Consider the following 12652-nt stretch of genomic DNA (forward strand, 5'->3'; position numbering starts at 1 on the left):
CTCCCCTAAAACCTCACAATCAGCATTTTTGAGTGGTTTTACTGATTTTATTATCACCCAATTCGGGTGGGCTTGCTTTCTCCTCATCCACCTGCTTTGTTGGAAAAACTCGAAATAGCGCTTCATTCCTTCATTTTCCCTCCATTACAGGTGAAGGAGGATTTAGCATGCAATTTTCGGTTTAAGAACGGCCTTTCCGCTTCCGGCTTTCGCCTTGTATGGCCCGGTACATTTTCCCCAAAGCCTTATCTTTCTTGCGGCGGTTCACCTTGTCCATCGCAAAATGCTCCTGTTCCCGCTGTAACTTTTGGTAACTTTCCCACCGGCGCCATTCCAGCCGACCGTCTTCCAACGCTTCCTGAACCGCGCATCCTGGCTCATGTTGATGACTGCATCCCCGGAATTTACAGGAATCGGCCAGTTCCGCAATCTCCTCAAAGGTCATCTCCAAAGCTTCACCGCTCTGACTCAAACCAAACTCTCTCGTACCGGGTGTGTCAATCAAAAAAGCACCATTGGACAGCTGCACCAATTCACGATGGCTGGTGGTATGTCGGCCCTTTTGATTCGAATGGCTGATAGCGGAAGTTTCCATGATCTCCTGCCCTAATAACCGATTCACCAAACTGGATTTCCCAACTCCGGAAGAGCCCACCACTACGGCCGTCTGCGCGGCAGGCAATAAATCGAGGATGGGGTTTAGATCTTCCTGAAATAAGGAATATTGCAAAACCCTGGCCTCTCCGGCAATCTGCTGCACTTCCTGTAGCTTTTGAGCTAACTCTTCCGGGGTACAGAGATCCGATTTGGTTAATAATATTGCCGGCTGTATTTCACAAGCCCTAATTTGCACCAAATAGCGCTCCAGCCGGTTCAGATTATAATTCTGGTCCATGGATTGTACGATAATCGCCAGATCCACATGAGCGGCCAAAACCTGCTCACTACCAAAGCCACCCACTTTTGCCCGACTCAATACAGCCCGTCGCTCATATCGCTCCATGATGTAGGCATGCGTATCATCCAAGGGCTGAATCGCCACCCAATCCCCGACTTGCGGAAGCTCGGAGGGATCATCTGCCAGGAACATCAGTTTACCCGCCAAATCTGCCTGAAACAATCCTGCAGGTGAGGCCACCTCATATTTTTGGCGATGTGCACGGATAATGCGTGCCGGAATAAAATCTGGAAATATATTTTGATAAGCTTGGGGAAAGCCCCATTCTTTTAAGGTTTTAATCATTACTGTAATTATATTAGAAGCGTAATGCTACGCACTCTTAAAATATTGATAAAATGGATTAGATATAACTTGCCCTGGGAAAAGGTATTTTCCAAAAAAACGACGCGGGGAGCGTCTTACAGGGCAATATCTACCAGTAACGATTGTGGCATAGAGTGCAAATATAGTGAAATTTCTTTTTGAGAAAAAACGCGGCAATCCTGACAAAATGATTTTTAGTAACTATCCGAAAGGACTAACATTTACCTCTTTATAATGAAAACCACCTTCACCTTACTTTTTTGTATGGCGATCTTGAATGTATTTGCTCAAGATCAGCTGGAATGGAAGCCCAATCAAAAATTACAATTAACTGATTTTAAATCTCCTCAAAGCAAAGTAGATCCTTCGATGAATAACCTGTTGTATTTGACTGGTGCACAAATGGAGTTCTCCTACCAAATGACCGTTGCGGAATTTACCTTTACAAAAAATTTCAACAACAGGGTAAAAACAGTCTTCAGGAAAAGCTCCTCTACCATTATTGCGAATGATAGCACCAATGCACAACATATGGTAGCTTTAGGTAATTATGAATTTGATCTGGTGGAGTTGTATAGCAGAAAACTGCGTAAAGCCTTGTATGAAAATAAAAATGCCTTCTCTGATGCCCGCTTTTTCCAGCCTATTCATGAAAAAATAAATGATGCCCTGAATCAAAAAAGAAATGAGGTAAGCACGGTCTCTGATCTGGGAAGAAAGGCTGATTATCTGCAGAAGGAACATGAGCTGGTTTTGAAAGAAATTGAAGAATTAGCAGACTTCGCCATTGATGCTAAACCCAAGAAAAAGAAGAAAAATAAAGCCAAAAAGTAAGCATTTCCTTTTACGGGTAATTAAAAACTTGATTTCCGGCTTTTTGCCCGGACAATTCATGCTTAAATGCTCTTTTGAGCTGCAGGGCGGGTAAAAGGAAAGTATAGTTTCCTATTTCGAGCTTTTTTCAACACTGCAGATGAAGGAGGAGAAAGCAAGCTTTCACAAATTGGGACTATAAAAACCACCCCCATAAGAGCCTGACGACAAACATCATAACTCGAATCAAAAAAATTTAACAGTAAATAATTCGGATTCATTATAAAAAAAGACCGGCATCTCTACCGGTCTTTTTTTCTATCCTATTCCTTAAAAATGCGTCACTAAAGCGCACCCTTGGTGGATGGCAATTGATTTAAAGTCTGCGGATCGCGGGCCACGGCCATTTTAATCGCTTTCGCAAAACCTTTAAAGATAGCCTCTATCTTATGATGCTCATTATCTCCCTCTGCTTTAATGTTCAGATTCGTCAAGGAAGTATCAGAGAAAGACTTGAAGAAATGGAACACCATTTCTGTTGGCAAATCGCCTACTTTCTCCCTTTTGAATTCCGCTTCCCAGATCATCCACGGGCGCCCACCAAAATCAATGGCCACCTGCGCCAGGCAGTCATCCATAGGCAATAGAAATCCATAGCGATAAATTCCCATTTTATCTCCCAAAGCCTGACGAAAACACTCCCCCAGGGCCAGTCCCGTATCTTCAATGGTGTGGTGTTCATCAATATGCAAATCACCCTTCACCTTTACGGTAAGGTCGCAATTACCATGACGCTTCACCTGATCCAGCATGTGATCAAAGAATGGCAGGCCGGTATCAATACTCCCCTGTCCACTGCCATCCAGATTCAGCTCGATGAAGATATCCGTCTCATTGGTCTTACGATGAACGCTGGCCTTCCGGTCCGGCAGGCGAAGAAAGCGGTAAATCTCATCCCAGTTGGTGGTAGTCAGCACCGCTCTTTCATCTTTGAATTCGTCCAGCAATAAGATGCCTTTCGCCCCCAGGTTTTCCGCCAGCTGAATGTCTGACACCCGGTCTCCCAGCACAAAACTGTTCTCCAGATCATATTCCTCAGAAAAATACTTTTTCAGTAATCCCGTCCCCGGTTTGCGGGTATCAGCTCCCTCATGCTCAAAAGTGCGGTCAATACAAACATCGGCAAAGTGAATATTCTCCGCCTCCAGCATCTCCATCATCTTATTATGGGCGGGCCAAAAGGTATCCTCCGGGAAAGAAAGCGTCCCCAGCCCATCCTGATTAGTCACCATTACCAGCTCATAGTCCAGCTCTTCGGCTATCTTTCTGAGGTTAGACAATGCTTTGGGCAAAAAAGCCAGTTTTTCCAGGGAATCAACCTGTTCGTCTTCAATCGGCTCCACGATAATGGTGCCATCTCGGTCTATAAATAATACTTTCTTTTTCATAACGTTTACCTGCATCGGGGAGTGTCTCAGCTCCCCCATGTGCTTTTATACCTCGGCGATTTCTCCATTTTGATAGGCCTCCAGGGCTTCTACCAATAGTTTATTTTCTTCCGGTGTTCCTACGGTAATTCTCAGACAGCCTTCACATAATCTGACCTTGGAACGGTCTCTGATCACAATGCTCTTTTGTAATAAAAACTGATAAAGCTCTTTGGGTGATTTCGTCCGAACCATCAGGAAGTTGGCATCCGAGGGATACACCTTTTCTACCAATGGCATAGATTGAAAAACCGTCTCCAATTTTTGACGTTCCGCCAGGATTTCTTTCACGTACTGGTCTTTTTCCGAGTAGCGAATCAATGCCTCCAAGGCCAACTCCTGCGTTGGCTCTGAAATATTGTAAGGTGGCTTCACCTTATTCAAAATATCCACCACTGCCTCTGCTGCATAGCCAACCCCCAAGCGAATACCTGCCAGACCGAAAGCTTTGCTAAAGGTTTGTAAGACCACCAAATTAGGGTATTGTTTCAGGTAGGGCAACATACTTGCCCCGGGTGCGAAATCAATATAGGCCTCATCCACCACGACTAATCCCTGGAAGTTCTCCAAAAGATTAATGATGGCTTCCTTTTGCAATAAATTCCCTGTAGGGTTGTTGGGAGAGCAAACAAAAATCAACTTGGTTCTTTCGTCCACCTGATCCTTCACCTCCGGAATATCAATAAAGAAATCCCGCGTCAAAGGCGTACGGCGGGCGGTGATATTGTTGATATCCGCACACACCTTATACATCCCATAAGTAGGCGGCATGATGATCACATTATCTTCTGCCGGTACACAAAAAGTACGGAAAAGAAGATCAATCACTTCATCGCTTCCATTCCCCAATAGGATATTGGAAGGATTTACCTCCTTTATCTGTGCCAGCTTGTTTTTGACCTTCGCCTGAAGCGGATCGGGATATCGATTATAGGAAGCTCCTCCCACAGAACCGTATGGATTCTCATTGGCATCCAAAAAAATCTTGGCATGACCACTGTACTCATCCCGGGCGGAAGAGTAAGGCGTCAGGTATTTTAAGTGCGGACGAACTAATTTCGATAAATTAAACATGGGCATTAGGATTTTAAGTGTTTTAGGCGAAGGGTGACTGCATTTTCGTGCCCATTAAGTTCCTCACTGGCCGCCATTTTTTCAATAGCAGGGCCAATGTTTTTTATACCATTTTCAGTTATTTTTTGGAAGGTAATCTGTTTCAGGTAGCTATCCAGAGATACGCCTGAATAATTTTTAGCATAACCATTCGTCGGAAGGGTGTGGTTGGTTCCCGAGGCATAATCTCCGGCAGACTCCGGCGTATAGGCCCCAATAAATACGGAGCCTGCGTTGATCACTTTTTCCGCCATAGCATCTTCATTTTGAGATTGCAGGATCAAATGCTCCGGCCCGTAAGTATTGATCAGCTCCAGCGCTTGCGCTTCCTCCTCCATCACGATGGCGAGACTATGTTTCAGGGCTTCTTTTGCAATTTCCGCCCTTGGCAAAGTCTCCAGTTGAAGGGTCACTTGCTCCTGCACGGCCTCGACCACTGCCATTTTGTTGGTAACTAATACGACCTGGGAATCAACTCCATGCTCGGCCTGAGATAATAAATCTGCGGCTACAAAAGCCGGATTGGCCGCCTCATCTGCATAAACCAGTACTTCCGAAGGGCCGGCCGGCATGTCAATGGTCACATTAGTGATTTGCCCGACCAACTGCTTGGCCGCCGTGACATACTGATTTCCGGGCCCGAAAATTTTATAAACCTGAGGCACGCTTTCCGTACCAAAAGCCATGGCAGCAATCGCCTGCGCCCCACCCGCCTTTATGACCTGATCAATGCCTAAAAGCTGTGCGGTAAAGAGAATCGCCGGATGCACCTTCCCTTCCTTATTGGGAGGTGTACATAAGACAATCTCCCCACAACCCGCAATTTTAGCAGGAATCCCGAGCATCAATACGGTAGAAAAAAGTGGCGCTGTGCCTCCCGGAATATACAAGCCCACCTTCTCAATGGCCACGGATTTCCGCCAGCAATTCACTCCGGGCATCGTTTCTACTGCCATCACCGGACGTGCCTGTGCCGCATGGAATTTCTCAATATTCGCAGCGGCCAGCTGAATGGCATCTTTCAGCTCTTCCTCCACCAAAGCTTCTGCTTCCACAAACTCCTCAGCGCTTACCGCTAAGCTGTCCAGCTCAACCCCGTCAAACTGTAAACCAAAAGCTTTGAGGGCTTCATCACCCCTGTCCCGCACCTGCTCGAGCACGGGCTGCACGCGTCCGTATATTTCCGAAAGATCCAGGGTGGGGCGTTTTAACAACGCTTCCCACTGTTCTTTTTCCGGTTCCTGATAAATCTTCATACCCTTACTTGATCATTTTATCTATCGGAAGGCTAATGATATCCTCCCCTCCCACACTTTTAATATCCTCAATAACGGACCAAAACTCATCTTCCTGAATGATGGCCTGCAGTGACACCCAACCCGGAGTAGACAGTGGCGTGACCGTGGGGCTTTTGGCGCCGGGAAGGATCTCCTCAATATTCTTCAGCGCCTCCTCCGGGGCGTTCAACATGATATAACGGAAATTGCGTGCTTCCTGCACCGCCGCTATGCGGAATAATAATCGATCCAAAATGGCCCGCTTATCGGCATCCAGCCCTGGATTAGCGACCAAAACCGCCTCAGAGAAAAACACTTTTTCTACTTCTTTGAGCCCATTACTGATCAGGGTAGAGCCCGAGGATACGATATCAAAAATACCATCAGCCAGGCCAATGCCCGGGGCTATTTCCACAGAGCCAGAAATGGTGTGGATGTCAGTATCTACTCCTTGCTCCTCAAAAAATTGGCGAAGAATTACCGGATAGGAAGTCGCTACTTTCTTTCCCTGAAAATACTTTAAACCCTCATAATCAACCTCTTTAGGAATCGCCAGGGAAATTCGGCATTTAGAAAAACCTAAACGTTTAATAAGGTCTACATTTTTCTTTTTTTCCGCGACCTCATTCTCTCCTACAATCCCAATGTCAGCCACTCCGGAGGATACATAATCCGGAATATCATCATCTCTGAGAAATAAAAATTCGATCGGAAAATTAGTTGAAGTGGCTTTTAACTTGCGATCATTATTGGAAAATTTCACCCCGCACTCTTTCAACAAGCTTAAAGAAGATTCTGATAAACGGCCTTTTTTCTGAACGGCCAAACGCAATACAGTACTCATGTAATAATATGATTAAGGATATAAAATTTCTTATTCCATCATCTGCAAAAAATGCAGACCTGCGGGAAACAACCCGACTTTAACATTAAAAATTATGGATAAATTAGGATAAATCCGAAATACTATTGGATTATAACAAAACACCCGCTACAAGGCTGTTCTTTAAAAAAATATCCGGATTTGGTCGTTAGGCTGAGGGCTACATCCTGGATGTGAAGGCACCTCAAAAATTATACACTCCTCAAAAAGAGGAATGATGATGATGGAAAGTATGATGAAAAGTGTGGGCACAGCGAACTGCAAGGCGGTCAATGCCCTGAACAGAATAGGTCGATATGTTCGCTATGGTGTTCATCATTCTTTAGAAGATGCGACTAAGGTAGGAGCTGATTTTTTTAAATCCAATGGTTTTTTGAAAAAATGACAAAAAAACAGGCTAAAGGTTATCAAATTAAAACCTTTAACCTGTCTTCATTTTCAATAAAATTTCGCGGAGCGCTGATTCCGCCCTTAGTCAAACCAATAGAATTAGATATGTGACCTTTGGAAGAAAAGTAACTTTAGGAAAGTACCTCTCTTAAAATGGCCATGGACTGTATTTCCCCAAAACCATCAATATGCTCCCGATAAAAACGAAGTAAATGATCCAAAACGGTTCTTCGGATATAGTTATTCATGGGAATGTGCTGCCCAAAGGAATAGGAACGCAGTTTTTCCAGCATTTCTTTTTCCTGTTTAGCAATTTCCGGATCATCGGCCCACTGAATTACTTCCGCGATGATCTGGTCACCAGTGGACACCCCAAGCCCAAGAGGCTGACCAATTTTTAATAAAAACTGAAGATGAAAATTTTCATAATGTGCCTCCATCTGATCAAAAGCCTGCACACTTAAGAATAAATAATTAAACATCTGAGGATTGGCTTCTTCATGACGAAGCAGTTGGGCACAAACTTCTGTGATGAATAAAGCCACAGTAGACTTCATGACCTCAAAAGGAATGCTTTGCAGCGGATAAGCAATATTCACTTCCGATATTCGGTTTAAATCCGAGCCGGGACGCTCATAGACTACCAAATCCAGGAGCGTTAAAGGCTGAAAGAAAGCTATCTTATTATTTTTAGTCTTGGCTTTCCGCACACTGTTCACCACATAAGAGCGCATCCCGAAAGCCTCAGTATAGATCCGGACAATGATGGAGGTCTCCCGGTACTTGATATAGTTCAGCACCACTCCGCGGGTTTTATGCAAGTTACTCATACAGCCCTAATTAATCACGGCAACCTTACCTACGGCCGCATCGGTACCATCCTCCTGCGCCACCCAAACCAGGTAAATGCCGGGCCCCACAGGTGCTCCGGAGGCGGTGGAACCATTCCAGCTGGCAGTTCCGCCGTTGGCCACGGTTTCAAATAGCAATCGACCACTGAGGTCGGTAATTTTTACTGTCGCATCAGCCGAAAGTTGATTGATCGTCACCGGCCCGGAGAAAGAAGCCCTGACCGGGTTCGGGAATATTTTCACTTCCCCCTGGGGAGAAATACCCGCGGAGGCATCTGAGCGAAAGGAAACCATTCCTGCCTCCGTCAAAATAAACACTTCCCCACTCCGTGATTCATCCGCCAATTTTAAAATTTTGTTGGCAGGTAAAGGGCTATTGTCGCGGTTAAACTCCGAAATTAATTCGATATCAGAATTACTACTAAAATCCGTAATCGGCTTAGAATACAGAAATAAACCATCATCAGCACCCAACCATTTTCGATTTCCACCATCCACCGCCACGGTATTCACCTGCTTGCCATTGAAAATAGGAAATCCGTTGGAAATTGGTCTTACAGCACTGATGCTACCATTGAAATAATCCGTATTAGGCAAAAAGATAATACCTTCGGGCGTTGCCAGCCACAGATTCCCCATTACATCAAAATCCATATCCAATATATTGGCATCAGGAAGTGCGGAAACATTGCTGGTATTTAAGATTTTAGACTGCTGATTTTCAAAATCATAAACATAAAGCCCGGAAGACCTTTCCGGATCCAGTCTACACATCAATACATTTTGGAAAGGATGGACCAATATTTCTGAAATCACTAAGGATTCACTACTCAAAGATTTCCACTCCTCCTGAGGAGCTTTTACCCAAAGTGCCGGACTGGCATTATATTGTGCCAACCATAAATTACCGAAACGGTCATCGGTAAAAGCGGATAATCGGCTATTATTGGAGAGCCCGGGTACTTCTACCTGTTCGAAATTACCTTCCACATCCACTTTCCAGAGGCCATTTCCCATGGTGGCTAAATACCAGGCTTCCTCCGCCACCACCCAGGCGCCATCCACAATATCGTTTACCTCTACGCCCGAGGGCCAGCTATCAAAGTTTTGCCATCTTCCCTGATCAAAAACATCAAATGCACCAGCATTTCCGGCGGGCACACCATTGTTATAACCTCCCACAAAAGAGAGTATATTTTGGTGGTTCGACTTAATTTGAAAAGGTATAGGGGTCGAAATTCCCGATGGCGTAAGCGCCTCTTCCTGATCACCTTGCTTACGCACCAATCCCTGCTCATGGTCCGCAATCCAAAGCAAATTTTCACTTCCGGCAATTTGCTGTGGAGCCAGCACTCCAGCCTCAATGGTTTTCAACTCCTGGTTTTCCCATTCATAAATGGAAAGACCATCGACCACCTGAAGTTTTTGCTGAAACTGAAGATCCGTGACACTTTGGCCACTTTGCCCAATAGTTTGTACCCCTTCAGCATAGGTGAAAAGATTATTGGCTTCTGCCCAAAATAGCTGATTCCCATCCGATGTCACGGCCTGGGTAGCGGCTTCCGGATGACTCCATTCCTGCGCATAGCGCCTCCAGCTATTGAAGTCCTGGATATTCGACTGACCGGTAAGATCATTCCCCAACAAGCCACTGGCAGTAGCCAAAATCAAACTATCGCCTTTGAGGGTCCCATCAAATACCTCCAGAAACTCCCCTTCCGGGGACAGATCTCGCACAGAGGCGATAACATTCCCTCTGTCAACATCAAATAGAATGGCGCCATAAGGCAATATGGCGATGGTAGTATCTCCCCTGAAAATAAAATTTCGAATTTCCTTATTGACCGGACGAGGATCATCCTTAATGGCTGAAAATGTCTGAATAGATTCCGGGCTAATTACATCAATCCCGCCAGAAGCATAGCCAATCAACCATTGTTGGTGGCGGGCATCGTATGCAAGAGAAGTGAAGGTATTTTCGCTCAGCCCGTCGGCTGCCGTGACCGGGCTCAATTCCCCGGCGGTCTGATCGAAATAAAACAGGGAGTTGGCGGTCGCACAATAAACCTCATTTGGCCCTTCGGCCACTAAGGTGGCCTTTAAATAATTGAAGTGTGTCCGCCAGCTACCGGTGGGTATATCCTGCGCCTGAGCGGCCCAGCCAAAAAATACGGCAAAGATACTAGAGCGTATCCTCTTGCGCAGTCTTGATTTTCTTTTCATTCATTCCCTCGTTATAGCATTTTCGACAACGAGGCTCATATGCTTCTTTTTCCCCCAGAACTACCTGTTCTTCGTTGGCAGTCATGCGGAATGAATAGGAAGCCACCGAGCCACATTGTGCGCAGATGGCATTTACCTTGGTGACAAATTCGGCAGTAGCCATCAGCCCCGGCATTGGACCGAAAGGTTTTCCTTCGAAGTCCATGTCCAGTCCGGCTAAAATAACCCTTTTCCCTTGGTTTGCCAATTTGTTAGCCACCTCAACGAGCTCCATTCCAAAAAACTGAGCTTCATCGATGCCCACCACTTCGTAGTCGTCGGCATGGTCTAAAATTTCCAACACTGCACGTAAAGGCTTACACACCACCGCATTAGCATTATGAGAAACCACTTCTTCTTCCGCATAGCGGGTATCAATACTAGGTTTAAATATGACCACTTTTTGTTTGGCAATTAATGCACGGTTAACCCTGCGAATTAATTCCTCGGTTTTTCCAGAGAACATGGATCCGCAAATTACCTCTACCCAGCCTGCCTGAGATATGCCTCCAAAATGTGGCTCAATAAACATAGATGTTGAACGTTTAAAATGAATGTGATCTGAATATGATGACAAAGATAAGTCGAATATTCTCTCGAGGGAATATTGAAAATGCGGGAATTTCGGTTACGGCTCCCCCAGAAATTTTAGGCCTGGAAGATTTTTTTTTGATCGGTTGTCTTATTTCAAAGATGTTTGTACTTTATTTGACAGTCAAAACCATTATTTTTGTTTGCTAAACCCATCAAGCATTATATTATTGTGGGTAAGACCTTTTAGGGATCGAATTACATGGATAGAATAATCAACACGCGGGTCATTAAAGATTACGCTAAACAATATACTCTAGAATTTTCAGCTAACTTTTTCAGAAGCGCTCCGGTGGTAGAGGGGAAACATTTAAAAACCCTTTGCAATGTCGCGCAGATCAATTTTTTTCTGATTCAGATACTTTCTGAAAAATGGCACCTGGAGGCGCAAAAAATCAAAAGTCCTTATTTTGATTTTACTGCCCCGGCCGTTCAGGATGCTTTTAAGCGTTTTAAAAACATCCTTTCTCAGCATATTTCCATTGAACAGTATGATTTTGAACCCCTGATGGAGGAAGCCTGCTATCGCAGTTTGCTTTTAACTTATGCCCCGGAGAATTTTTACAAGGAAATGTGGGAGCAGTGGGAAACGGATGAGGTATTGTTGATTCAGTTGAAGAACCAATTGAAATACTTAAAGATCAACAACCGCCCGTTTGAGAAAATGGTGCAGATCTGGGAAGCGGAGGGCAAAGACGGTATTGAGCTGGAAGAGAGTAAACAACAGTTGGTGCATTTAATGGAAAATGCGCATTGGGATCTTCCCGACAATGAACAACTGATTGAAGAGTACTCTCGGGTTTTCCCGCTGGATCCGGATAAACTATTTGAAACCATCACCCTGACCCCTGTTGGTGCGATGGGGGAGGAAAGTCTAAATGGCACCCTTCATGCACAATTGGCCAACCATCACCAACAGGAAGCCATTACGCTTGCGGACAGACTGAAGAGTAGTAACCAAAAATCGTTAAAGGATTCGATCTCGCTGAACCAGCGCTTTATGTTCACCAATGAGCTTTTCGGAGGCAGTAAGAAGATTTTCAATGAAACGCTTGATCATATTGAAGGCTATGAGACCAATGATGAGGCTGCCACTTATTTGATTAATAATTTTGCCAGACCTTATGCCTGGGATATGAATGCCAATGAGACCAAAGAGTTTTTGAATTTGGTGGCTAGTAAATTTCAGGGATAAAGATTGTGTCAATGACCACCACATCAGTTCCTAAAAGGACGCCCTTTTTTCAGCGCACTCCAATTCGTAATACGATTTTGGTGCTTTCCATTGCAATGTTATGCTTAAGAGCGTATTCCCTATTTGATTTTATTCAAGTAACCGGGGGAATTTTCTTCGACCATTTCACCTCCTACTGGATATATTTACTTCAGTGCTGTATATGTATCGGTTTTATATTAAGAGGAAAAATTGGCCTTGGATTAGCTTTTACCTGTAACATTGCATTATTAAGCCTTTATTTTTTACCCTATAATCTGACTATCTCTCAACTATTGATCCCTACGCATTTTCGAGTGTTGCTGGTAGGGGCAATTATTTGTTCTCCTTTAGGACAAAGGATATTTATTGACCCACCACTTCCCCGAAAACAAATGAGAAAGATGGCCTTGTTCATTCCTCTTGGGTTGACACTGGGACTGATTCCCCATTTCTTTTTTTCCTGAATCGCCTGATGTAAAGCAGGGCTAAAGCCGAATGATTTTCA

General features: G+C 44.6%; 11 protein-coding genes. 3 read left to right on the forward strand and 8 right to left on the reverse strand.

From position 1 onward, the window contains the following. Nucleotides 1-181: 181 nt before the first annotated feature. Nucleotides 182-1243 carry a ribosome small subunit-dependent GTPase A gene (gene rsgA, locus AAA970_RS11485; RefSeq protein WP_338237220.1) on the reverse strand — a complete coding sequence of 354 codons (1062 nt, stop codon included), beginning with the start codon at nt 1241-1243 and terminating at the stop codon, nt 182-184. A 255-nt stretch (nt 1244-1498) separates the two neighbouring features. Between rsgA and AAA970_RS11490 the strand changes: the two genes are divergently transcribed. Further along, nucleotides 1499-2098: a hypothetical protein gene (locus AAA970_RS11490; protein WP_338237222.1), complete on the forward strand. Its 600-nt coding sequence runs from the start codon at nt 1499-1501 to the stop codon at nt 2096-2098. Between the two features lie 323 nt (nt 2099-2421). On the opposite strand, the gene hisB is transcribed toward AAA970_RS11490, so the two are convergent. The 4 genes from hisB to hisG are packed head-to-tail and all read right to left on the reverse strand — an operon-like array spanning nt 2422 to nt 6798. Further along, nucleotides 2422-3525, reverse strand: coding sequence for a bifunctional histidinol-phosphatase/imidazoleglycerol-phosphate dehydratase HisB (gene hisB, locus AAA970_RS11495; RefSeq protein ID WP_338237223.1), 1104 nt, complete (start codon nt 3523-3525; stop codon nt 2422-2424). Nucleotides 3526-3570: 45 nt separating this feature from the next. Then, nucleotides 3571-4638: a histidinol-phosphate transaminase gene (gene hisC, locus AAA970_RS11500; RefSeq protein WP_053406934.1), complete on the reverse strand. Its 1068-nt coding sequence runs from the start codon at nt 4636-4638 to the stop codon at nt 3571-3573. Between the two features lie 5 nt (nt 4639-4643). Further along, nucleotides 4644-5933, reverse strand: coding sequence for a histidinol dehydrogenase (gene hisD, locus AAA970_RS11505; RefSeq protein ID WP_338237224.1), 1290 nt, complete (start codon nt 5931-5933; stop codon nt 4644-4646). Between the two features lie 4 nt (nt 5934-5937). Continuing rightward, the gene (hisG, locus tag AAA970_RS11510; RefSeq protein ID WP_053405750.1) at nt 5938-6798 is read right to left on the reverse strand and encodes an ATP phosphoribosyltransferase; all 861 of its coding nucleotides are present in this window, start codon (nt 6796-6798) and stop codon (nt 5938-5940) included. 253 nt (nt 6799-7051) lie between these two features. Between hisG and AAA970_RS11515 the strand changes: the two genes are divergently transcribed. Then, complete coding sequence (locus AAA970_RS11515) at nt 7052-7222, forward strand: hypothetical protein (RefSeq protein ID WP_338237226.1); 171 nt, start codon at nt 7052-7054, stop codon at nt 7220-7222. 136 nt (nt 7223-7358) lie between these two features. On the opposite strand, the gene recO is transcribed toward AAA970_RS11515, so the two are convergent. Genes recO through AAA970_RS11530 form a run of 3 tightly spaced genes read right to left on the reverse strand, consistent with a single transcriptional unit; the run spans nt 7359 to nt 10872 of the window. Next, nucleotides 7359-8057 (reverse strand): DNA repair protein RecO, encoded by a 699-nt coding sequence (gene recO, locus AAA970_RS11520; protein ID WP_053405751.1) that lies wholly within the window; start codon nt 8055-8057, stop codon nt 7359-7361. 6 nt (nt 8058-8063) lie between these two features. Further along, on the reverse strand, nt 8064-10301 hold the full coding sequence (porZ, locus tag AAA970_RS11525) for a type IX secretion system anionic LPS delivery protein PorZ (RefSeq protein WP_338237228.1): 2238 nt from the start codon (nt 10299-10301) through the stop codon (nt 8064-8066). Beyond that, complete coding sequence (locus AAA970_RS11530) at nt 10261-10872, reverse strand: thymidine kinase (RefSeq protein WP_338237229.1); 612 nt, start codon at nt 10870-10872, stop codon at nt 10261-10263. Before AAA970_RS11530 ends, porZ begins: the two co-directional genes overlap by 41 nt. A 261-nt stretch (nt 10873-11133) precedes the next feature. Between AAA970_RS11530 and AAA970_RS11535 the strand changes: the two genes are divergently transcribed. Then, entirely contained in the window at nt 11134-12126 is a 993-nt protein-coding gene (locus AAA970_RS11535; RefSeq protein ID WP_338237230.1) for a hypothetical protein, read from the forward strand. Nucleotides 12127-12652: the final 526 nt, after the last annotated feature.

Source organism: Persicobacter diffluens, from assembly GCF_036244895.1.
Classification (GTDB): Bacteria; Bacteroidota; Bacteroidia; order Cytophagales; family Cyclobacteriaceae; genus Persicobacter; species Persicobacter diffluens.